Annotated in this window: 15 protein-coding genes; 4 read left to right on the top strand and 11 right to left on the bottom strand. The window is 33.5% G+C overall.

What is annotated here, in order from left to right:
- Positions 1 to 178 precede the first annotated feature (178 nt).
- The 3 genes from A6733_RS09350 to A6733_RS01385 form a co-directional block, all read right to left on the bottom strand.
- Entirely contained in the window at positions 179 to 316 is a 138-nt protein-coding gene (locus tag A6733_RS09350) for a hypothetical protein (protein WP_176696107.1), read from the bottom strand.
- A 677-nt stretch (positions 317 to 993) separates the two neighbouring features.
- A complete protein-coding gene (locus tag A6733_RS01390; RefSeq protein ID WP_092460275.1) occupies positions 994 to 4,218 on the bottom strand; it encodes a ShET2/EspL2 family type III secretion system effector toxin in 3,225 nt (1,074 codons plus the stop codon).
- A 229-nt stretch (positions 4,219 to 4,447) separates the two neighbouring features.
- On the bottom strand, positions 4,448 to 7,213 hold the full coding sequence (locus A6733_RS01385) for a ShET2/EspL2 family type III secretion system effector toxin (RefSeq protein WP_092460273.1): 2,766 nt from the start codon (positions 7,211 to 7,213) through the stop codon (positions 4,448 to 4,450).
- Positions 7,214 to 8,366: 1,153 nt separating this feature from the next.
- Between A6733_RS01385 and A6733_RS01380 the strand changes: the two genes are divergently transcribed.
- Positions 8,367 to 9,350, top strand: coding sequence for a site-specific integrase (locus tag A6733_RS01380; RefSeq protein WP_092403494.1), 984 nt, complete (start codon positions 8,367 to 8,369; stop codon positions 9,348 to 9,350).
- 208 nt (positions 9,351 to 9,558) lie between these two features.
- A complete protein-coding gene (locus A6733_RS01375) occupies positions 9,559 to 12,063 on the top strand; it encodes a hypothetical protein (RefSeq protein WP_092411508.1) in 2,505 nt (834 codons plus the stop codon).
- Between the two features lie 31 nt (positions 12,064 to 12,094).
- Here A6733_RS01375 and A6733_RS01370 read toward each other — a convergent pair whose 3' ends face one another.
- The 5 genes from A6733_RS01370 to A6733_RS01350 all read right to left on the bottom strand — a co-directional run bounded on the left by A6733_RS01370 (position 12,095) and on the right by A6733_RS01350 (position 18,395).
- Complete coding sequence (locus A6733_RS01370; protein WP_092460271.1) at positions 12,095 to 15,325, bottom strand: ShET2/EspL2 family type III secretion system effector toxin; 3,231 nt, start codon at positions 15,323 to 15,325, stop codon at positions 12,095 to 12,097.
- A gap of 480 nt (positions 15,326 to 15,805) precedes the next feature.
- Positions 15,806 to 16,054, bottom strand: a complete 249-nt coding sequence (locus tag A6733_RS01365; RefSeq protein WP_092400913.1) for a hypothetical protein — start codon at positions 16,052 to 16,054, stop codon at positions 15,806 to 15,808.
- A 748-nt stretch (positions 16,055 to 16,802) separates the two neighbouring features.
- Positions 16,803 to 17,144, bottom strand: coding sequence for a hypothetical protein (locus tag A6733_RS01360; RefSeq protein ID WP_141663434.1), 342 nt, complete (start codon positions 17,142 to 17,144; stop codon positions 16,803 to 16,805).
- A gap of 77 nt (positions 17,145 to 17,221) precedes the next feature.
- Positions 17,222 to 17,677, bottom strand: a complete 456-nt coding sequence (locus A6733_RS01355; protein ID WP_092460268.1) for a hypothetical protein — start codon at positions 17,675 to 17,677, stop codon at positions 17,222 to 17,224.
- A 112-nt stretch (positions 17,678 to 17,789) separates the two neighbouring features.
- The gene (locus tag A6733_RS01350) at positions 17,790 to 18,395 is read right to left on the bottom strand and encodes a hypothetical protein (protein ID WP_141663388.1); all 606 of its coding nucleotides are present in this window, start codon (positions 18,393 to 18,395) and stop codon (positions 17,790 to 17,792) included.
- 913 nt (positions 18,396 to 19,308) lie between these two features.
- Between A6733_RS01350 and A6733_RS01345 the strand changes: the two genes are divergently transcribed.
- Complete coding sequence (locus A6733_RS01345) at positions 19,309 to 21,315, top strand: hypothetical protein (RefSeq protein ID WP_092460266.1); 2,007 nt, start codon at positions 19,309 to 19,311, stop codon at positions 21,313 to 21,315.
- Between the two features lie 278 nt (positions 21,316 to 21,593).
- Entirely contained in the window at positions 21,594 to 22,244 is a 651-nt protein-coding gene (locus A6733_RS01340) for a hypothetical protein (protein ID WP_092400898.1), read from the top strand.
- A gap of 3 nt (positions 22,245 to 22,247) precedes the next feature.
- Here the strand turns inward: A6733_RS01340 and A6733_RS01335 are convergent, their stop codons facing one another.
- The 3 genes from A6733_RS01335 to rpsA form a co-directional block, all read right to left on the bottom strand.
- Positions 22,248 to 22,889: a BON domain-containing protein gene (locus A6733_RS01335; RefSeq protein ID WP_092400894.1), complete on the bottom strand. Its 642-nt coding sequence runs from the start codon at positions 22,887 to 22,889 to the stop codon at positions 22,248 to 22,250.
- Between the two features lie 95 nt (positions 22,890 to 22,984).
- The gene (locus A6733_RS01330; protein WP_092400891.1) at positions 22,985 to 23,317 is read right to left on the bottom strand and encodes an HU family DNA-binding protein; all 333 of its coding nucleotides are present in this window, start codon (positions 23,315 to 23,317) and stop codon (positions 22,985 to 22,987) included.
- Entirely contained in the window at positions 23,310 to 25,031 is a 1,722-nt protein-coding gene (gene rpsA / locus A6733_RS01325) for a 30S ribosomal protein S1 (RefSeq protein ID WP_092400888.1), read from the bottom strand. The genes A6733_RS01330 and rpsA overlap by 8 nt, the downstream gene beginning before the upstream one ends.
- Between the last annotated feature and the right edge of the window lie 22 nt (positions 25,032 to 25,053).

Genomic DNA, 25,053 nt, shown 5'->3' with positions numbered 1-25,053 from the left:
ATCATGGGGCACCAGCACTACTACAGGTAGTAGTAGCACGTAGATATAGAGAAAGTAGATATGAAAGATTAATCAATGAGTATATAGAAAGAAAAATACTCAATCTCTACAATCCCCAAAACAACCTCCATTCATTGTACAACATCAACGCTCTACACATAGCAATAGATATTATATATTACATGACAACATTATTTCCAACCAACTGTTTGTACTTTCCTTCAAGATATCTAATACCACATGACAATATATGCTCAACTGGCCTTCTTGCACTACTAAGTTGTGAATGTACGGCATATATAGTCTTTGCAGACATATAAGTCAGGTATCATTGCCAATAAACTTCCAAATCCTCTTCCAGCAGATAATGCAGTAAGGTATAACAGAACCACTCGGAGCCATCAACACGTTAGCTAATTCAGCTTCAGGTATTATTAATTTAAGTAATGGGATACAAGATTCAAGTACTTCAGGCAGGAAAATCACTTCCAGTGCTATAGAAATCCAGATACAACATCTGATCATCTAGATGTTACAGTGTCTAAAAGACATATTACTGAAATATTAACTATAATATGTTACATATCAAATATCACTATTTTTCTAATAATTTTATAAAATTATCGACAGTAATATAGTGCATATTTTACATATATAAACAAATATGGCTGTATTATAACAGCCACTCTTACATATTAATAAGTTTATCCAACCAAGCCAAAAGCAACCACCGAAACGACTGTTATCTTACTGCAAAGCCATAAACAATTCACAAACACTTCTATCGGTAATAGTCAAAGTTAAATACCATATCTGCAAATTTATTATCTGACTCATCATTTTGTTTGTCCTACTTTTCTTGTTTACTATACCTTTATGGAAGCTCCACACCTGCACATTATAAAGCTTAAATCTATCATTTACTCTATTTAGTGATAATTAACACCGCCTGATTAGACAGTAAAAAAACTTCATTAACTACCTGAATGTACTTTAATGATCCTGCCCGGAGATTCCGGCAAGTTCCTTAATCTTCTCTAACAAAAGTTTATACTTATCACCAAGATCTCTATCACCTGTCAATATATGTTCAACTGACCTTCTTGCACTACTAAGTTGTGAATATAACTCATACATACCTTCGGCAGATAAATCAGATATCATTCCTAAATAAGCACCCAAAGTCTCTTCACCAGCCAATAACACAGCAGGTACACCGGAGGCATTAAGGGCAAGCAACACATCAACCAATTTATCTTTAGGTATTAATCTAAGCAATGTAAAATAAGATCTAACTACTTCAGGAAAATCATTTTCTAGCGCTACAGATAATCCAGATACACCATCTGATCGTCTAGATCTAACAAGATCTAACAACGTATTATTAAAATACCCAGCAGATATATCATCCTTAAACAACATCAACTTTTCCAATAATTTCACAAAAGCACCTACAGTTTCATGATGTCCATTTTGCATAGCCTCAAACAATCCAGGAATACCACCATCACTCTTACACATTAATAAATCAAATGCCATACCAAACAACGTGATATCTTCTATATATACTTTCATACTAAGAAAATTATCCAACAACAAACCAAAAGCAAGTACTGAATCAGTATTGCCTTTTTTTAAAGACATAAATAATCCATCAATGCCTTCGCTAGTTCTAGCCTTCAACAATTCAAAAATCACTCCCACAAATCTATCATCTGATATACTACCCTTTAACAGTAATGAAACTTTGCCTAGTAATCCTGAATAAGCTTCTATGGCACCAAATCTATTTTGGTGCATTCCCATAAATAAAGCAGACATTCCATCGCTTCTTTTAGCCAATGCAATATCTAAAACTAGATTAGCAAAATCATCCTGAGACATTCTGTCTCTGATTTTCATTAATTGTTTTTCCATCAAAACACCATATGCACTAATACAATCAGCATATCCTTCCCGCATGGCTACAAGTAGAGCAGGGTCTCCACTATCATTTTTAGAAATTAATAACTCCGGCAACATATCAATTAGCTCATCACAAGAAAGTGCCTGCAAGAAATGATTATATGCTGTCAAAGATTGTGGATGATTATGAAAGATTAATGCATAAAGGGCAGGATATCCATCACCATTTTTAAAGCAAAAAATCATCCTTCTAGTTCTTTTAGATGCATGTAATAGCAACGAATTATAAGCAACTATTACATCAACATTATTCTTTAATAATGGCTCAAATATGCCAAAACCACCGTCCATATCCCTAGCCCATAATATGTTTAACGCCATAGAATCAAAATGATTACAACGATTTAGTAAGATAAAAAATTTACCTACTAACTCACCCCAAGCAAATATTGTATCAGTATGCCCTTCTCGCAAAGCAAAAAACAGACCACCAACTCCTTTACAAGAAGGCCTCAGCAGATTATAGATAATATCATCCAAATTATGTACATCTGTACCATAATCTCCTCTCAGGATAAGTAATTTATCTACCAATTCAGAAAAAGCACGCACTGTATCGGCAAAACCTCTTTGCAAAGCAAAAAACACACCAGAAGCTCCATCAGCATCAGAACACGACAACAGTTTATAAATCATATTAGCTATACTTGTATAAGACACACTTCCTCTAGCAATAAGCAATCTATCCATCAACTTAGAAAAAGCACGCACTGCACCAGAACGGCCATTTTTCAAAGCATAAAATAAACCAGGAATACTATCAGATTCAGCTCTCAACAGATTAAAAATCATTTCGACCATATCATCATCAGGTATATGTCCCTTCATAAGAAGTAACCTATCCATCAAGTTCCCAAAAGACAGTACTGCACCAGAAAAACCTAGTAGAAGAGGATAAAACAGAGCAGAATCTTTTTTTCTATTTTTATAATTCAATAATTCAAAAATCATAGTAGCTAATTTTCTACTACTGATATCATCTTTAAGTATAAACAATCTATCCAAAATACCACCATAAGCCAAAATAGCTTGAATACTATTTGTGGATAAAGCCACAGAAATAGCGGACGAAGAATTAAAAAATACACTTTTAGCTAGCAAAATGTCAAATAACATTTGACAAAAAGTACCTATACCTATTCTAGATCTTATATTCATAAATCTATCTACTAATGAACCAAAAGCATCAATGCTTTGGAAACTATTTTCTCGCATAGCTATATATAAAGCTGTCATGTTTTCAATTGATTCAGATTTCATGATTTCAGGTAACAAATCTAATTGCTCACTCTTAGAAAGTTCACCCAAAAGATCATTATAAGATTTTATGGAATTAGATTTGTTTAATTCCATTGCCATGTAAAGCGCAAAAACACCACCAGAGCTTCTAGCAAAAAATATCTCTCTTCTAGCATTACCACTTAATGTAGAAAAAGATTTAGATCTTACTATTTCTCTAATACATAATGAATCAATATCACTAAGCATAATATGATATATCATGCATCCAGAAATTCCATCTTGGGACAGTGTTTCTAAAGTTGAAAAACCAAAACCTGCTTCTCTTGTGTCAGAGTACTCATATATTGCACATTCTCTTTCCGCTAATCTTGGTTTAGATTCAAAATAATCTTTATAAGACCATTTAGGCATAAACATTCTTAAAGAAAACTTACTTAAATCTAAAAACTCTTCAGGTATCAAAACTTCACTTCGCGCCACAATATTAGTCTTATTAGGATCAAAAAAATGTATTACCCACTTATCTATTGGTGATCCTCCTATTTCCCTAGTATTACGCATAACCTTAAAAGACATTGCGTGATTGCAACTATGTAACATAAAAAACCTCTGCTCTCCAGAAATCATGTTAGATGCTACTCTATGCAAAAAATCACCAAACTTATCGCAGGCTATAATATTCCTATCACATGAGTTTTTTACCGCTATGTTCTCATCAATTTCTTCAAGCTTACCAAGAGCTGCTATTTTTATCGAATCTTTATCTGAAAACAGTTCGCTAACTTTCAGTTTAGTGTTATTTCTATAACACTCGACACTATTAAGAACAAATAATAAAGACAAAGGACCGCAAGAAATATCTTTCCCCTCAACTTCAACCGCTCTATTAAAATTCGATGAATCAGAGACATATTTTTTAGATACGTAAGGTACATCTCTTATGTTAGATGGCATAACTTCCATAGAATACGAAGATAAATGGACGTGCGAACCCGGATTCACAGTACTCACTAAATTACCCCCCACCCAGATTTATTGTTAGCATTATAGTCTATTACTACTTAAGCCAAACCTCCAAGAATAGCATGTACTACTGAACCGTGCACCACCCATCCCCACGTAGCCACACATATGGACCGAGAACGAGGTTTAGTGGAGGGACTAGCATATTTAACATGAATTGGCATATAAAAAAATTGTTTTAAACAATTTAGCATAATATGCACATATTAATGTGCTATTATTCACTGACCTCAGAAAAATTATTTTCCAGTGCTATAAACAATCCAGATACACCATCTGATCGGCTAGATAGTACAATCTCTAACAACATATTATTAAAATACCCAGCGGATATATCATTCTTAAACAATATCAATTTTTCTAATAATTTTACAAAAGAATCTATAACCTGATGATGTCCATTTTTCATAGCCACGAATAAGCCTGGAATACTATCGCCACCACTTTTACACATTAGTAAATCAAATACCATACCAGCCAATAGGATATCTTCTACGCATCCTTTCAGACTAAGAAATTTATCTAACAGAAAATAAAAAGCAGTTACTGAACAGGTATTCCCTCTTTCTAAGGCCGTAAATAATCCATCAATGCCTCCGCTAGTTCTAGCTTTCAACAATTCAAAAATCACTCTTACAAGTTTATCATCTGATATAGTACCCTTTAATAGTAATGAAACTCTCTCCAATAATACTGAATAAGCTCCTATAGTACTAGCTCTATTTTTATACATTCCCATATGCAAAGCAGAAATTCCATCACTTCTTTTAGCCAATGCAAGATCTAAAACTAGATTAGTAAAATCATCATGGGGCATTCTTTCTCTGATTTTCATTAACTGTGCCTCCACCAGAGTAATGTATGCACTAATACAATTATCACGTCCTTCTTGCATGGCTAAAAACAGAGCCGGATCACCAGCATTATTTTTAGAAATTAACAACTCTGGAAGTAGCTCAATTTGCTCATCATAAGAAAGTGATTTCAAGAAACAACCAAATGCCATAAAAGTTTCTGGTTCACCCAATAGCATGAGTACACAAATTAGAGGTAATCCACTATCAGATTTAATACAAAAAATTTTTCTTCTAACTTCTTTAGATGCATATACTAACAATGAACTATATGCAACCATAACATCAATATTATTCTTTAATAGTGGTTTAAATATGCCAAGATCACCGTCCACACCCCTAGCTTCTAATATATTTAACATCATGTAATCGAAACTATCTTTAGGCAAACAACTACTCAGCAATGTAAAAAATTTACCTATTAACTCACCCCAAGCAAGTATTGCATCAGCATAACCTTTTTGCAAAGCAAAAAATAGACCAGTAACTCCATCAGAAGAAGGCATCAACAGTCTGCAAACAATATTAGCTATATCTATATCAGGTATATGTCCTCTCAAAATAAATAATTTTTCCATCAACTCAGAAAAAGCACTAATTGTATCAGCATGACCTCTTTTCAAAGCAAAAAATAAACCAAGAACTCCATCATGAGAAGACATCAACAATTTAGTTATCATATCAGTTATATCTATATCAGGTATATGTCCTCTCAGAATAAATAATTTGTCCATTAATCCAGAAAAAGCACGCACTGCATTAGAATGACCATTTGCCAAAGCAAAAAACAGAGCAGATTTTTTTCCTCTATCTTCATGACTCAATAAACTAAAAATTATATCAGCTAATCTTCTACTATTAACATCATCTTTAAGTATAAAAATTCTATCCAAAAGACTACCAAAAGCACGAATAGCTCCGGCATTATTTTTGTGTAAAGCCGCATGAATAGCAGAAGATCCATCTTTACGCTCAGCCAGCAAAATATCAAATAACATGTTGCAAAAATCATCTATACGCATTCTTAATCTTAGATTAATCAACCTATCTATCAATGAACCAAAAGCATTAATGCTTTGAATACTATTTTCTTGCATAGCTATAAGTAAAGCTGGTACTCCTTCAGGTGATTCAGACTTTATGATTATAGGCAACAAACTTAATTGCTCATCACTAGAAAGTCCCTCCAAAAAATCATTATAAGATTTTATAGAGTTATATTTATTTTGTGACATTGCCAAATAAAGCGCAAAAACACCACTAGAGCTTCTAGCAAAAAATATCTCTTTTCTAGCATCACTACTTAACGTAGAAAAAGACTTAGATCTTACTATTTCTCTAATATCCAATGAATCAATATTATTATTCATTAGATGAAATATCATGCATCCAGAAATGCCATCTTGAGACAGGGTTTCTAAAGTTGAAAAACCAAAACTTGCTTCTCTTTTATCAGAGTACTCGAGTACTGCACATTCAGTTTCTTCTACAAATTCTGGATTAACTTTAAAATATTTTCTATAAAGATCTTTATCTATAAACATTCTTAAGGAGAATTTACTTTGATCTAAAAATTCTTCACATCTTAAAACTTCACTGCGTGCTACAAACACAGTTTTATTAGGATCAAAAAAGTGTACTACCCACTTGTTTGATAATACTCCTTCTATTTCCTTAGTTTTGCGCATAATCTTAAAAGACATTATGTGATTGCAACTATGTACAGTGAATAATCTCTGCTCTCCACAAGTCATAATAGATGCTGTTCTATGCAAAAAATCGCCAAACTTATTGCAAATTATAATGTGCATTTCACATGAGTTTTTTACTACTATGTTTTTATTAATTTCTTCAAGTTTGCTAAGAACTGCCATTTTTATTGAATCTTTATCTGAAAACAGTTTGCTAACTCTCAGTTTAGCGTTACTTCTATAGCATTCAACACTATTGATAACAAACAATGAAGACAAAGGACCGCAAGAAACATATTTCCCGTCAACTTCAACTGCGCCATTTAAATTCAATGAATCAGAAACGTATTTTTTAGATATGTAAGGCGTATCCCTAATGTCAGATGGTATAACTTCCATCGAATGACAAGACAAATGGACATGCGAACTAGGATTCACAGTACTCACCAGATTTACATCCAAGCTTTATTGTTAATATTGTCGCTTACACTACTACTTAAGTTTTAAGATAAACCCTCAAGATAAGAACATGCCATCCTGATTCCTACGCAACTACACATATGTGAAATAAGTTGTTTGGACAGTTTGGCATATTCAACATGAATGGGGCATATATAAAAAAATTGTTTTAAAAATTGAGCATAAGCGCGCACATTAATGTGGTATTAGTCACTACAAATATTGTATTTTCGCTCAATGCAGTGCGAACTATCGATCTTATCTTTTATATTAACTTCTACGACAGCCCATCCGTTCTACACTACAGCACAAAGGCATTAAATATGACTCAACATAACCCCAAGGTATAACATATAATATAAATTATAAACAATTAATTTATTTTAGTGTTTAGTATATTTAATTTAAAAAATTTAAGCTTGAGACTTAAAAGGAACGTAGAAGAAAGTTATTTTTATTACTTACGAGTTTTTTTTCAACAGTTACTATATTAACAAATATGTTTCTACATAATTATAAATAGATCGTGAGCTTTTTTAATAAACATGCTTGAAGCATATTATTATGTTGTTAAATGTTTCACCATAAATATGGCTTCATCTTTGATAAAGATCAAATAGATTAAAGTGAGTAATATCAAAAATAAATCAAATTTAATATAGCATTTTATTGGTAATAGTAAACTAGGTATTTCAGAAATGGCAATAGATAATAAAAAAACCTGTGTTTAAAATCAATCTCTACAATTGTATATTGACGATTTTATTTTAATACAATGAGAAGAATCAAAGTAAGTATTTTTAACTAAAGAACTAAGAAGTTTATTAAAGGAGATTAATATAGTTAGAGATTAATATTAGTTCAATTAGTGAGCAGAAACGATGTATTAACAAATTAATCATATATTATCCATTTTATAATAACTGACCAAAATGAACTTGGTAATATAAAAAAATATTTTTTATATGTACTGACGTATTATGTTGTAAGTAACTTAAACTAAAGTATGAAATTTATAGTTAGTATAGGTATGGTTATTCATAAAGAGAAAATAACAGTTTATGTTTCTTGAAATCTATATATAATTAACTATGGTCCATTATTATATAACTATTTTGGGATAGAAGTTTATATGGATAAGATGCAAAGACAATCACCCACTACTGTTGCTGAAGAAAAATTACCTATTATAGGTCATGCTAGACGAATTAGAGAGTATATTTCCGCTTCCACAGCTGAAAACACAAGAAAGACCTATCGCTCTGCAGTGGTGCAATTTGAACGCTGGGGTGGACGCCTACCCGCCACACGAGATATGTTAGTACGTTACTTGTTGGATAAAGCTGAGCTCTTAAATACCTCCACTATTAGTTTACACCTAACAGCTATTTCACAATGGCACGCTTATCAAAATTTACCTGATCCCAGTAATGACCCAATGGTTAAGAAAATTATGATTGGTATTAGAAGAAAACATGGTCGTCCACCTGATAAGGCAAAGCCACTGACTATGGACAATGTTATAAGTTTTGTAAAATATATATCATCTCAAGATAAAAACCTTAGAACTATACGGGACATGGCCATGCTTCAAATGGCTTTTTTCGGTGCCTTTCGTAGGTCTGAATTAGTTAGCATAAAAACAGAAAACATTTCATTGTCTAATGAAGGAATAACAGTACATCTGCTACGTTCTAAAACTGACCAGATTGGTAGTGGCATGATAAGAGCTATTCCTATGGGAAAATTACCGATATGCCCAGTTAGTGCGCTTAAGGAATGGTTAACAGTAAGTCAGATATCCTCAGGCCCAGTATTTCGTTCTATTAATCGATGGAATCAGCTTCAAGATGGACCTCTTCATCCTTCTTCTGTCAATATCTTTCTTAAAGACATTGCTGCTAAATGTGGTATTGACCCCGCAAAAATTAGTAGTCACAGCTTTAGAAGAGGATTTTCTACCTCTGCTGCTAGTGAGAGCATTAGATTTGATCTTATAAAAAAACAGGGTGGATGGAAGAACGATTCCAGTGTTTACGGGTATATAGATGAGGGACGTTGTTTTTCAGAAAATGCAGCTGGTGAGTTAATAAATAAAATAAATTCACTTTATTAGCATCATTAGTACTAATGCGGTATCGTATTTACATAGGTATTATGCATTATTGATTAGTATTTTCACGACGATTAAGTGAGCATATTTTATCCATTACACATAGTATGATTATGCATAGATACTACACGCATCCCTAATGTGAAACATATTGCTTTAAGTATACAATTACATTCATTTTTGTATACTAACAGCAAAAGGCTATCTACTCATGGACGGTTTTCCCCACTTAAGTTCTACTGCTAGCGGTGGTAGAGACGTGAGGGAACCTACTAATAAAAAAGTAAAAGATATACCTAATACAAAGACTGATATTGCTACTAATATAACTAGTGTGCGTATGGCTGTTAGTTCTAAATTTACATCAGAAAAATTAAGCACAAAATTAAGACGAAGCGGCAGCTATAATAACCTTTCACTGCCAATTGGATCTATCCCATTGGCCAGTGGTAGATCTTTGGATGATGATTTACCATATCTAACTTGTGAAGATGAGCATAGATTTTCAATCGCTAAAAGCTCTGAATATCTTAATTCATTTGTTATAGATGAACCTCAATCTGCACCAGATATAATAACAAAACATAATAAACATAAAAGAAAGGGAAATTTAGGTCACTCCTCTAGTGTTAGAGATTTTATAAAAATTGCTTCGGCAGAAGCAGAACATTTTAGTAATGTAGCATCCATAAAGGCAAAAAATAAAACAAAAACTACTTTTGGTGAAGAAGAAGCTAAGTCTTCTCCCAAACCAGCTAGAAGAGATCTTCTGGAAGACGAAGTTGGCCTGCCTAAAGCAATAAAAGATGAAACAAAGCCTGATCAATTTAAAAGAGAAGATGAAGAATATTCGCATCAGGAAGATGAAGATGAGGAAGAAATAGATTTATGTTTTACCAAAACACATTTAGGATCTTACTATAAAGTAGATGTAGGTAATTGGAAAAAAGAACACAAGCCCACAGATAGGAGCGATAGGCATTTAAGAAAAGAACTTTTAGAGAAATCATTAAATAGAAGAACTCGTAAGTCTTCTGGATGTGATACCGTTTCTCCTTTAGCTAAGAATAAATCTCATAGTTCTATAGGTAAAACTACTTTCTTTCACATGAATAGTAAGGGTTCGTTGTCTGTTTCTGGAGATTTAGTAAATATAAGATTATTTGACGAGGAAGAAGGCAAGCTACAAAAACTATTGACTGCTGAAATATACGGATTAATTACTCTTATATTCAATGATCTTAAGATGTTAGAGGAAGGAATAGTATCTGATCTTGAAACCATAGTACTAGATTTATCAGAAGAACTAGAAGAATCTATGCAAGATTCACTTGTTAGGGGAAAATGTGTTTTTCTTTTAGATAGTTTCTATCTTAAATCTAGAAATGTATTAAAAATGTTCTGTAGGTTAATATCTGATTTCCCAGAAGTTGCATTTTCTCACGTAGGATTAGGAAAACCAATAAAAGAATACATTTCAGTACTTAGCAAAGAAATGGATACTCTGTTTAGTGAAAAAGCACTGTCGTACAAAGATCTTCCTGAGTACAAAAGTATATTAAAGTGTATGTCTATTACTGAAGAAGGAAGTGCACATCAGTTTCTTTTATCAGGAAGTGAAGAAATAGTATCAGAAGTGTTAGAGGAATCTTTATTATTTATGGAAAGGGAATCTTCAAATAAAGATTTAACCTTTAAAGGGTCTATGTATAGTTTAAATAATTATCTTCATAATTTTTTGTTTAGAGATTTAGTTGATGAAATTCAATCAATTTTGGAAAGAAAAATTGAAAGCTTAAAGGAAAAAAATAAATTAGTATTTAGTGGCATTCCCTCTTTGTTCGAATATGATGTTTCTAAAGAACCTTGCTATTTGGGGGGATTTTATATAACTGAAGATATTAGGTTAGATCTTGTGGCAAGTGCAAATGAATTTATAAAAGAAAAAATTATAAGAGAATTAATATCCACAAATGGTAGCTTAATAGATAAATTTGAGGCCAATTTAATCAAAGGGATAAATATTGGAAAAATAGAAAATGAAGATATTAATAATAGTGTAGATAACTTTTTCAAAAAGCACTTCCATAATCATGCGGCTTATGTAGAAGCAGTGCAAACGGTTTCTGAAAGAATAGCTAATATTAAGGTAATGGATATGGAAGGAAATTTATCATTTGCTACATTAAAAGAAAAAGAATCAATTGTTAATTTCTTTAAAAAATTAATTTTTGATAAACTTACCCCAGAATATTGTTTTCCTGAAATGTTAGCAAGATTAAAATCTGAACATCCTATTATATTTACAGCTTCACCTATACTTTTAGAAAAGGTAAATTACAAAATTGATAAAATATGTAGTATGGTTTCAGAAAAATTTGATAGACCCTTGGAAGTACTTTACGAAGTTGTTACTGAAAAATATGCCAAATCTAATCATTATTTATCCTATGTTGATATTCTTATAGAAAGAGGTAATAAGTTCTCATTTGATGAATTTTTAAAAATTTCACAAAAGGTATCACAAGAGGAATTTGATGATGACATTAGGGAAATTATTGAATGCATATCAGAAGAAATAGGATTTTTTGAAGAGGACGTTAGTTTATGCTACGGAAATGTGGTAGAGTGTAGACTTTCTAAGATATATCATAAAAAAACATCAGACATTAATTCTAGAATCAAAGATTGCTCGTTCTTATATTACAATAGGTAGTGATTATGGTAATGTCATTATAACAGAAACTTTATACGTTATGCCTAGAACTTCTAGCAAGTTCTTTAATTTTATCCAATAAAAGTCTATACCTTCCATCAAGATCTCTATCACCTACCAATATGTGTTCAATTGTCCTTCTTGCACTGCCAAGTTGTGAATGTAAAGCATATATATCCCTGGTAGATAAGTCAGATATTATTTCTAAATAAACTTCCAGAGCCTCCCCCTCAGCAAATAATGCAGCAGGCCTGCCAGAACCATCAGAAGCCAATAGTACATCAACTAACTCATCTCTAGGCATTAATTTAAGCAGCGAGCTATAAGATTTAATTACCTCAGGAAAACTATTTTCTAGCGCCGCAAATAACCCAGGCATACCATTCGAACTCCTAGACCTTATAATATCTGAAATCATATTACCCAAATGTTTAGTGGATACACCGTCCTTAAACATCATCAATTTTTTTAATAATTTTACAAAAGCCCCCACAGCTCCATGATGTCCATTTTGCATAGCAACAAATAAACCTGGATTATTATCAGCACCACTTTTACACATTAATAAATCAAATACCATACCAACCAACGTAGCATCGTCTATGCATCCTCTTACACTAAGAAGTCTATCTAACAACAAATCAAAAGTAGTTACTGAATAGGTATTCCCTCTTTCTAAGGCCATAAATAATCCATCAATGCCTCCGCTAGTTCTAGCTTTCAACAATTCAAAAATTAATCTTGCAAACTTATCATCTGATATAGTCCCCTTTAACAGTGATGAAATTTTATCTAATAACGCTGAGTAAGCTTCTATAGTACTAGCTCTATTTTTATACATTGCGATAAATAAAGCAGGCATCCCATCACTTCTTTTAGCCAATGCAATATCTGAAATCAGATTCGAAAAATTATCATGGGACATTCTGTCTTTAATTTTAACTAATTGTTCTTCCAGAAAAATACCATATGCACTGATACAACTATCATGTCCTTCCTGCATAGCCAAAAACAAAGCTGGATCACCGGCATCATTTTTAGAAATTAACAACCCTGGAAGTAACTCAGTTTGCTCATCATAAGAAAGTGATTGCAAAAAACGACCACATGCCATAAAAAATTCCGACTCACCCAATGACATTAATGTACAAATGGCAGGAAATCCATCATCAGATTTAATACAGAAAATCTTTCTTCTAACTTCTCTAGATGCATATGCTAACAATGAACTATATGCACCCATAACATCAATATTGTTTTTTAGCAGTGGTATAAATATGCCGGGTAAATTTTCTGGGTCTCTAGCTTCTAATATATTTAACATTATAGAATCAAAACTATCTTTAGGCAAACAATTACTCAGTAACGTAAAAAATTTACCTATTAACTCACCCCAAGCGAGTATTGTATCAGTATAACCTTCTTGCAAAGCGAAAAATAGACCAGTAACTCCACTAAAAGAAGCAGACATCAAGAGTTTGCAAACGATATCAGCTATATCTATATCAGGTATATGTCCTCTCATGATAAATAATTTATCCATCAACTCAGAAAAAGCACGAATTGTATCGGAATGCCCTTCTTGTAAAGCAAAAAATAGACCAGTAACTCCATTGTAGGAAGACATCAACAGCCTACCAATCATATTGGCTATATCTGTATAAGGTATATGTCCTCTCATGATAAATAATTTGTCCATTAGCACAGAAAAAGCACGCACGGTATCAGTATGACCATGTACCAAAGCATAATACAAACCATAAATTCCTTGAGCAGATTGGGATTCCAATAGCTCAAAAATCATACTAACCACATCATGGTCAGGTATATATCCTTTCATAACAATCAACCTATCTACCAATCTTCCAAAAGCATGCACTGCATCAGAATGACCATTTGCCAAAGCAAAAAACAGAGCAGAATTTTTTCCTCTATCTTTGTGACTCAATAAATTAAAAATCATATCAGCCAATCTTCTACTATTAACATCATCTCTAAGTATAAAAATTCTATCCAAAAGACCACCAAAAGCATGAATAGCTCCAGCATTATTTTTGCATAAAGCTGCATGAATAGCGGACGATCCATCTTCACGCTCAGCTAGCAAAATATCAAATAACTCGTTGCAAAAATTATCTATATGCATTCTGGATCTTATATTCATCAACCTATCTATCAGTGAACCAAAAGCATTAATGCTTTGAATACTATTTTCTTGCATAGCTACAAATAAAGCTGCTGCTCCTTCAGGTGATTCAGCCCTTATGATTATGGGCAACAAACTTAATTGCTCATCACTAGAAAGTTCTTCCAAAAAATCATTATAAGATCTTATAGAGTTATATTTATTTTGTGACATTGCCAAATAAAGCGCAAAAACACCACTAGAGCTTCTAGCAAAAAATATCTCTTTTCTAGCAACAGCACTTAATGTAGAAAAAGATTTAGATTTTACTATTTCTCTAATATCCAATGAATAAATATTATTATTTATTAAATGAAATATCATGCACCCAGAAATTCCATCTTGAGACAGAGTTTCTAAAGTTGAAAAACCCAGACTTGCTTCTCTTGTATCAGAGTACTCGAGTACTGCGCATTCAGTTTCTTCTATAAATTCTGGATTAAATTTAAAATATGCTCTATAAGAATTTTTATCTATAAACATTCTTAAGGAAAACTTACTTTGATCTAAAAATTCTTTACAGCTTAAAACTTCACTGCGTGCTATAAGCATGGTTTTATTAGGATCAAAAAAGTGTACTACCCACTTGTTTGCTAATACTCCTTCTATTTCCTTAGTTTTGCGCATAATCTTAAAAGACATTACGTGATTGCAACTATGTAGAGTAAATAATCTCTGCTCTCCACAAGTCATAGCAGATGCTGTTTTATGCAAAAAATCACCAAGCTTATCGCAAATTATAATATGCCTGTCACATGAATTTTTTACTACTATGTTTTCATTAATTTCTTCAAGCTTGCTAAGAGCTGACCTTTTTATTGAACCTTCATCTGAAAACAGCTCGCTAACTCTCAGTTTAGCGTTACTTCTATAGCATTCGATACTATTAATAACAAATAATAAAGACAAAGGACCGCAAGAAATATATTTACCGTCAATTTCAACTGCACAATTTAAATTCGGTGAATCAGAAACATATTTTTTAGATATGTAAGGCGTATCCCTAATGTCGGATGGTATAATTTCCATCGAATGAGAAGAAAAATGGACATGGTAACCAGTATTCACAGTACTCACTAAATTACACCCCAGCTTTGTTATTAATATTATCGCCTACCACTACTTTAAAATACAAAATACCTAAATTTTAAGCTAAACCCTTAAGCTAAAACCTTGACCACCTCCCTAAGAAGCTACACATTACGCAAGCTACACATATGTGAAATTAGGTATCAAACGTAACAGTGTGGCATATTTAATATGAATGAGAATATAAAAAATTGTTTTAAAAATTGAGTATAAGCGCACATATTAATGTGGTATTAATCATTGAAAATATTGCATTTTTGCTTAACACGCGTGCCTTATCGAAATTAACTTAGATAGCAAATACACGATTATAGGTCTTGTCTTTTATATTAAATAAGAATAAAACTCTACAGCCCATCTATTCTACAGCACCACAGCACAAACACATCAAATATGACTCAACATAAATGATGACTCAACACAATCTTCATATTTGATAAAAATTTGTCTAATAATCCGAACAAGTCTTTACGGTACTAAATCTATCTTTACACATTCCCATAAATAGAGATAGAGCATATATCCATTACTTATTTTACCAAATGCAATATCTGAAACTAGATTGTTAGCAAAATCATCGGGAGACATCCTGTCTCTAATTTTCATTAATTGCCCTTCCAGAAAGGTACTATATGCATTAATACAATTATCACGTCCTTTTTGCATAGCTAAAAACAGAGACGGATCCCCATCATCCTCATTTTTAGAACTTAACAACTATGGAAGTTATCTCAATTAATACTCTATAAAAGATTTTGGTTTATCACTTGCGATCAACATATAAATGGCTGATGAACCATCACCATCTTTAACACAAAAAATTTTTCTTTTCTTTAGATGCAAACACTAATAAATTATATGCGTAAATAACACCAATATTATTTTTTAACAATAACATACATACTGGGCACAAAACTAATGTCTCTAGCCGACAATATACCTAACATAACAAAATCAAAAGTACTTTTAGATAAACAGTCACTTAATAAAATAAATTTACTGCCTATTAGCTCGGTACAAGCAAGCACTGTATCATGATTATCATTTTACAAAGCAAAAACAAAACACGCCCTCTATCACAAAAAAACTCTAACAGCCCACACAATTCATATTAGCTATATTTATGTCAGGTAGTTGTTACTAAGATAAAAGACACACTAAGTTGTGATGCACACATTACATACGTGTCCAACTGTTACCCTATTACTTACATAACCAAGATCGACACTACATCACTACAGCACACTGCTTACTATACTTTATATGCCCCTCGATGTGTCTAAGGATAAATCGAACGCACAAATGCACCCAAAACCTTTAAATATTACCCTCAACAGCAAATATAACCATAGACACAGCACCAATCGTTTTTAACAATAAATCATAATGCATCACCTTGCTTCTCTACATTTTCTTGAGCACCAACCATAACAAGCCCGGAGCTTATAGCAAGTTCTTTGACCTTTTATAATAAAAATTCATACCTTCCATCAAGATCAGCATTGCTTAAAGATGTATATCCAACTGAATTTTTTATACAATTAAGTCGGGAGTACAAATTATGCACAACCCTAGCAGGTAAATCAGATATTATTTTTAAATAACTATCTAAGGCCTCTCCACCAGCAAATAATGCAGCAGGTACGCTAGAACAACTACCAGAATCTACTAATACGTCAACTAATTCATCTTCAGGTATTAAACTAAGCAATGACCCATAAGATAGAACTACTTCAGGAAAATTATTAGCTAGTGCTACATACAACCCAGATACTCCACCTGATCCTCTAGATATTACAGTGTCCAAAAGCATACTATTAAAATACTCACTAAATATATTACTCTCAAATACCATTACTTTTTCTAGCAATTTTCTAAAAGAATCTATAGCAACACAATGCCCCCCCGCATGGCTGTAAATAAACCAGGATCATTTCGGATATCATCACTTTTACACATTAACAAATTAAATATCATATCCATTAATGGAACGTCTTCTACGAAGTTTCTCATACTAAGAAGTTTATCAACAAACAAACCAAAAGCGACAACACAATCAGAATATCCGTTAGATAGAGCTGTAAACAAAGGACTTTCTTTATAGTAAGGTGAGTAATATGAAATTAACTTATAAATAAGTTCAGCCAATTCATAATTTGATATAGTTCCTTCTAGCATGGACAAAACTTTGTCTAATAATACTGCATAAGATTTTATAGCACTAACTCTATTTTTACACATTGCCATGGATAGAGCAGATATTCCATCACGTATTATTAAATTATCTCTTTTAGCAAATAAAAAATTCAAAACCAGATCGGCAAAATCACCAGGAGACATTCTGTCTTTAATTCTCATAAACTAATTTTTTACTAAAGTACCATATTCATCAATAAAAACGTCATATCACTCTTGCATAGCTATAAATAAAACAGGATCACCTCTGTCATTTTTAGAAATTAATATGTATGTCCGGCAGCAGATCAATCTGCTCATCATAAGAAAGTGCTTTCAAAAAATGGCTACACGATTTTAGAGATTTTGATTTATCATGATGAGCTGCTATAGCAATCGCGTTAATTATAGGTAATCCATTACAGTCCTTAATAGAAAATATTTTTCTTCTAACACTTTTAGATGCGTATGCTAATAATGAACAATAACAATCTATAGCATCATTATTATTTATTATTATTAATACGAATATACCTGGAACATTGCCATCTGTCATAGCAACCAATATGTCTAACATCATGGAGTCAAATAGATCTTCAGGTACACTATGCTTTAACAGTGCGAATTTGCCTACTAAATTACCAAAAGCAGTCACTGTACGACAGTAACCTCCTTCCAAAGCAATAAACAACCCAGAAGTTCCAATATTATTTTTACAACTTAATAATCTAAAAATAATATTTGCCATATCAATATTAGGAATATGTTCTCTTATACTCATTAATCTATCTAACAATAAGCCAAAATCATTAATACAGTTAAAATATCCTCTCTCCATAGCTGGAAATAAAACTGATTCTCCTTCAATTGATATATCAACCAAAATTTTAGGTAACAAATTTATTTATTCATCAAGAGAAAGCTCTTCCAAAAGATCATTATAAGATTTCAGAGCATTATATTTATTTTGCTCCATGATTGACTGAAGTGCAGAAATACCTGAGGAGCTTATAGTGTTTATAAATATACAAGTGAAGAACATTATTTTTCAGATAATGCAGCTGGTGAGTTAATGAATAAAATAAATTTACTTTACTAATATGATTATTACTAACGTCGTATTTGAATAGATATTATGTATTATTAATTAATGTTTTCTAGATGTTTGAATGGTCATATTTTTACATTGCACATATCATATCTATACATAGATACTACACTCTCCACAACGGGAGAGTTATTTCTTTAAGTTAATTATATTTAATACCAACAGCAAAAATACGTATGGCTATTCGTTCTAAATTCACCTCATAAAAATTAAATCAGAGATTAATCTTATAATCAAATACTATTCATTCTTATATTCGAATATATAGAAACTATAGTAATGTATATTATATACTCAATTAACTTAGTAATATAAATAATAGTCTTTCTTTATAGTAAGTGCAAATTACTATATCCATTCTAACCATTTTTGTTTTTATGATATTACTGATGTAGTACTACTACTGTAACTTACTCACTAAATTAGAATGTTATCGTGTACTACTAGGTAGATAACACCTTATCACATCTTGTGTGATTTATTGATATCATGTTATAGATATGTATGTCTTTGTGTGTTGAGTGTATATTTTTTTGCATGTTTTAGTGTGGTGTTTCTATTGTTTAATGCTATTAATGCCATTAGATATTGCTATTATTAAGTTACGCCAACAACTAATAAAAATGAGTACCACACTAACGACTAACAAAAATAAATGATCAATAAAAAACAAATGTGAGAAGTTAGTATGGATTTACGATCTCCTATCGGAAAAGGTAAGGTTAGATTTTCCGATCCTATATCGAGCTGCAAAGAATTCTACAAAGATGCTATTTGTGGATGCACAGAACTACCTGCATCATCTGTTGATGTTAAACCTATACTAAAAAAAAGACCCTCTCATGATAGGCCATTAGTGCGCCATCCTAGTTCTAGCCCCAAGAAAAGTTCAAGTTTCAGCGAAGAAGATCTACGTAAGTTGCGTGCTAGAGTTTCAAAATTATTAGCCAGTCGCCAAGATTCATCTGAGCTTGGTGCATGTGGCGGTACAGATACAGAGTGTGAAGTCTGGGAAACAGAAAGTGGAAGAGAAGTTATGGTTCCTGTTTCCACAAAAACTAGATCCCGTGCTGTATGTATTCAATATTCTCCTCCCTCTTCTCCTTCCTCCCCTGAAATAGAAAGTGAAGAAGGAGCTGTAGCTCCTGCTTGTATTCAACATTCTCCTCCTACTTCCCCTAAAATGATTTCTGGATTAGTATCCGTTGACATTGTAAGCAAAAGTTACTACTCATCCCTATCAAGAGATAATAATTACGAATGTCCAGAGTTTATTCCTTTTACAAATTTGTCTAAACCTTTTGCGTTATTAAGTACTGCAAGTAAAGATACAGCTTCTCCTATTTCTGTAAATGATAGTGAAGATGAGGGTGAAGGTGAAGGTGAAGGTGAAGGTGAAGGTGAAGGTGAGATAACGGTTCCTGAAATTGTTAGCTATGTAGAAAAGCATGGTATTAATGAAGAAATAGAGGATTTAATTGCCTACTATACAGAAAGAAAAAATTTACTGCTAGGATCTGGTGTGTCAGATTTTATTCTTGGTGGTTGCTCTGTTAGTGAGATGAAAAAAGAATTATCGTTTACTAGACGCTCTGAAACGCATAGTGTACTTCTATATGAGGTAGGGTCGAGAGTTAAATCAGCTTTTGGAGAGTCAGCATGCACAAAAGATCTGTTAGATATTATTCTTTCTACTTGTAGGTATGTAATGAGATTAGGATTTGAAAGAGCACAACATCTTCTTGACCAGCATTCTGCCACCCATAAAGCGCGTGGTAAAAATCTTAAATGGAGCAAGTCAGATGTATCATCACTTGCTTCAAGTGTGAATGTAGTAGATTTCTTGTGTGAGCAGTATTCTTCTATTAATGGCATTGCATGTTTATTAGGTGATTTAGCAAAAAATATTGAGTGCTCTAGAAGTGATCTTGCAAATGCAATGTCTAGCAATTCAGATTTAGTTGCTTTTTTAGTTCAAAAAAGGAAATTTATTAATGAGGCTTCTAATGCATGCCGTGTAGGATCTGATAAAATTATTAAACTAAAAAGAGGAATTGATGGACTACCATTTGGCGAAGATATATTTAGTAGATTATCTTCTGGGTCTAGTTGTGATCTCTATGGTTATGCATCATCACTTGACAATCATTCGAAGCTTATTGAGTGTACCTCAGAGGATCTTTCTTCCTTATCGTCAAAAACTGAGTTCCTTGGTTTCTTGTCTTGTAAAGCTGAAGGAATTGTAAAAGCCTCCGGTATATTTTCAAAAATATCTGCAAAACTGTATTCCATAGCAGAAAAATATAGGAGTGAACGTGATTTATCAGTTCTTCTTCCAGAAAAAGAAATAGTTAAAATTTTATCTTCTAAAGTAGTAACAGAAGAAGAGAGAGAATTACTAGATGAAAATTCCATGCGTATAATAACTTCGTGCCGTGATCAATTTAAAGATAAATTACTAGAACTTATTTCTATGCTAGTTGTTGTAACTGGATCGAGCAAATTTACAGGTACCTCATATAGTTTTGCAGAGGTTGTTGCCGGAATAGAGGAAGAATTATTCCAGAGTATTGTTGAGGGGCTACATGTGCATGTGAAGGTGGATTTCACTCGCAGGAGGTCTACGCGTATGATGGGAGATTTGTCAAAATTATCGGTGAAAGATATAACACTGTCGCTGAGGTACGACGCTTGAAAAATTGTTGATATGCATCATCAATACAAACGTTAGATATTGCCTTTACAAGTCAGCATTACATTCAATATCATTCCTATGTCATAGTATGCCTTTGTGGTAATTTCTGTTTAAATGTTAAAGAAACCTGCGGGAATAAAATCTTAAATCTCCGATAGTGAGAGTATCTGCCGTAATATAATGCGAATACCAAAGATACATCCTGCTGTGATTCTTTTTTAAGCTAAGGCATCTTTGATGCGTGAACCCTATATTTGCAATGTACGGAAAATATTTTTATGCTAGCTCTAAAATCACTTCCGGGTGGAATGTTGGAATATGTGCTGCACGAAGAGATGCACGAAGAGTTATTACCAGAAAATAGTATAGAAGATAACTGCCTACTTGATTTGGAAGAGGGAGAATCTAGTACCAGGATGTATCATGGTATTCGCGTCGCTGGAAGAGAAATCGGACCTTCTACATACATTACTAGACAATTACAGGAGTTGGCATTTGATGATACTGATATTTGGGAGGCAGATCTATTAAACGAAGTAGATTCACGAGTGGGAACAATTTTCTCCGCTTCCGCATTGGTGGAACTGTTACAAGAAGATATTAGTTGTTCCTGTAATTTTGACAACCATGAAGTAAGACATGATGCTTTAGTTAAGTATGTCAGTGGGGTCCGTTATATATTAAGCCAGGCTGATATAAAAAACCCAGAATCAAGAAGTGTCGTTGATGAAATAGAAAGCTACCTCCAGCAGATAGTCACAGAGAGTGGAGAAGACTATAATAATACGGAGGTAGCACAAAGACTAGAGAGAAAAGAGCAACAAGAAACGAGTGAAATGCCAAAAATCATAGCCCAAATCACTATCACTATACTTGTAATGTTGATGATAGCTTTTGCAATATTTGTATCCACGCGACACAAACAATGATTTCTACTTGTCACTCTTTCTAGGATAGCGTCCATCAAGAAGATCAGAAGTTTCTTGGGATACTATCTCAAAAACCTCCACAACTTTCTTTACTCCTGGAACTACCCTAACACGTGAAGAAACAACTTTTGCCTCTTCCCTAGTAACTATTCCCATCAGATAAACAACTCCATTCTCCGTAACAACTCTGATTAATGAAGGTGATGGTCTCTTAAGTTGAGAAATACTAGCTTTAAGCCTGGCCGTAAGAGCAGAATCTTTAGCACGCTGTATGACAGTAGTTTCAGGAGCAACAGTTAACTCTGAAACCAATCTACGAACATTCTTAACTCTAGATACAGCACGTTCTACCCTTGCTTTATCTTCATAAGACGGTACCTGCCCAGTTATAAGAACAATCCCATTGTATACCGTAACCTCAATGTGGCCACGAAAATGAAGCGAACGATTAGCAATAGATCGAGAATTAAGCTGAGTAGATCTATCTAATAAAATAACCTCTGCCTGACGACGATCAGATACTACTAAAGCAGCAGCAATACCAGTAACAGCTATTACACCACAACCTTCCAATATTGGTATAATAGCCACGGAAATAGAGGCGGCCAAAACAAATGGTACCAAAGAAGAAAAACTTCTCTTCATATACCCTCCAACAAAAATTAATGAAAGCACAACCTGAATCAACAAAGCAGGCGGCGTACAAATTATGCACGCCGCTACTTTTTAAATCACGAATTCTATTCGTCTGATTGTGACCGCGAAAAAGTTTGGGAAGAACGATCAACAACGGTTCTTAGTTCCTTGCCAGGTTTAAAGCGTGGTACACAACGTGCCGGTACAGCAACAGATTCACCGTTTCTAGGATTACGGCCAATCCTTGGTGCACGATAATTCAAAGCAAAAGATCCAAAGCCTCGAATTTCAACACGACCTCCACTTGCAAGTGATTCAGAAAGTGCGTTTAATATTATACGCACAATAGAATCACAATCCTTCAAGGACAGAGAACCCCCACAACGTCCAGCAACACGAGAGACTATATCAGAACGATTTACACCATATTTACTCATAATCACCACTACTATTTTGGTTACTATCAAGCTTTGCTTTGAGCAAGGCACCTAAGTTTGTCGTACCAGAAGATGCATTGTTTTCAGCGAAGGACGAACTCTCAGCATCTGACGAAGGTTGCTTAGGAGCAGGCTTCATAGCCAACTGAATGAGACGATCCTTACGATCAATGTTTAAAATAATCAACTTAACTTCCTCGCCAACACTAAACAAGGTAGTAAGATCATCCGCAAGTGCATCAGAAGAACTCAACTGACCCTCAACTTCATCAGTCAAAGCTATAACAGCCAAGTGTTCATCAACGCTTTTAACTATACCAGAAACTGCTGAACCCTTATCATTAATGGAAGCATAAATACCAAATGGGCCATCATCAACTTGCTTAATGCCTAAAGAAATCCTCTCTCTTTCTACATCTATTGAAATAACAATGGCAGTAACTTCTTGTCCTTTTTTGTAGTTTCTTACTGCTTCTTCTGGAGGAAGCGTCCATGATAAATCTGATAAATGAACAAGAGCATCAATGCCACAGTCCAGACCAACAAAAACACCAAAATCGGTTATAGATTTTATATGACCGGTTACGCGATCACCTTTTTTATATTTTTTATCAAAATCTTCCCAAGGATTTGCATGACATTGCTTCATACCAAGGGAAATTCTACGGCGCTGCTCATCAATTTCCAGAATCATTACTTCAATTTCATCACCAAGATGAACAACTTTGCTGGGATGAATATTACGATTAGTCCAGTCCATTTCTGAAACATGAACCAATCCCTCTATGCCAGGCTCAATTTCCACAAAAGCACCGTAATCAGTAATATTTGCTACTTTACCTTTACAACGTGTCCTTTGTGGGTAGCGAGCAGACAATCCTATCCAAGGATCTTTACCCAGCTGTTTCACACCAAGTGAAACACGATTACGTTCTCGGTCGAATTTAAGAACCTTAGCTGTAATTTCATCACCAACTGACAAAATTTCGCTAGGATGCCTAATACGACGCCAAGCTAGATCAGTTATGTGAAGAAGACCATCTATGCCTCCCAAATCAACAAAGGCACCATAATCCGTGACATTTTTAACAATACCTTTTACTATCGCACCTTCTTGTAGAGAGGATATTAGAGCTTCTCTCTCTTCTCCAAGAGCATCTTCTAGAACAGCGCGACGAGACAGGACGACATTATTTCTTTTCCTATCAAGCTTGATGACCTTAAACTCAAAGGTTTTGTTTTCATAAGAATTTGTATCTTTGGTTGGCCTTATATCCAGCAATGATCCAGGCAAAAAGGCCCTAATGCCATTGACCATAACTGTAAGGCCACCTTTGACCCTACCAGACACACATCCGGTAACGACAGCACCTTCTGCCATTGCTTTTTCTAAATCATTCCATGAAGATATACGCCTAGCTTTATCACGGGATAAGCGAGTTTCCCCATATCCATCCTCAAGCGCCTCGATAGCAACGTGGACAAAATCACCAACGGATACCTCTAGTTCGCCTTGATCATTGCGGAATTCGTCTGCATTAATATACGATTCTGACTTTAATCCAGAACTAACAACAACCAGATTATTAGTAATTCGTATAACTTCAGCGCTAATAACCTCGCCTACGCGCATTTCTTGCTTGCTTAAGCTTTCTTCGAAAAGCGTTTTAAAACTTTCTTCTACATCATCAACTTCATGAGGAGACTTATTCATTAAACAACACCCTTAGCAAAAG

The sequence above is a fragment of the Candidatus Ichthyocystis sparus genome, assembly GCF_900078745.1.
In the GTDB taxonomy this organism is placed as follows: domain Bacteria; phylum Pseudomonadota; class Gammaproteobacteria; order Burkholderiales; family 2013Ark19i; genus Ichthyocystis; species Ichthyocystis sparus.
Note: the sequence above shows the minus strand (reverse complement) of the source record. Positions and strands in the feature narration are given on the sequence as shown.

Bases quoted from the DNA above. Each gene is read 5' to 3' on its own strand.
- A6733_RS01335 (WP_092400894.1), bottom strand. From the start codon at position 22,889: ATGAAGAGAAGTTTTTCTTCTTTGGTACCATTTGTTTTGGCCGCCTCT.
- A6733_RS01340 (WP_092400898.1), top strand. From the start codon at position 21,594: ATGCTAGCTCTAAAATCACTTCCGGGTGGAATGTTGGAATATGTGCTG.
- A6733_RS09350 (WP_176696107.1), bottom strand. From the start codon at position 316: ATGTCTGCAAAGACTATATATGCCGTACATTCACAACTTAGTAGTGCA.
- A6733_RS01375 (WP_092411508.1), top strand. From the start codon at position 9,559: ATGGACGGTTTTCCCCACTTAAGTTCTACTGCTAGCGGTGGTAGAGAC.
- A6733_RS01345 (WP_092460266.1), top strand. From the start codon at position 19,309: ATGGATTTACGATCTCCTATCGGAAAAGGTAAGGTTAGATTTTCCGAT.
- A6733_RS01330 (WP_092400891.1), bottom strand. From the start codon at position 23,317: ATGAGTAAATATGGTGTAAATCGTTCTGATATAGTCTCTCGTGTTGCT.
- rpsA (WP_092400888.1), bottom strand. From the start codon at position 25,031: ATGAATAAGTCTCCTCATGAAGTTGATGATGTAGAAGAAAGTTTTAAA.
- A6733_RS01355 (WP_092460268.1), bottom strand. From the start codon at position 17,677: ATGTCTCCTGGTGATTTTGCCGATCTGGTTTTGAATTTTTTATTTGCT.
- A6733_RS01380 (WP_092403494.1), top strand. From the start codon at position 8,367: ATGGATAAGATGCAAAGACAATCACCCACTACTGTTGCTGAAGAAAAA.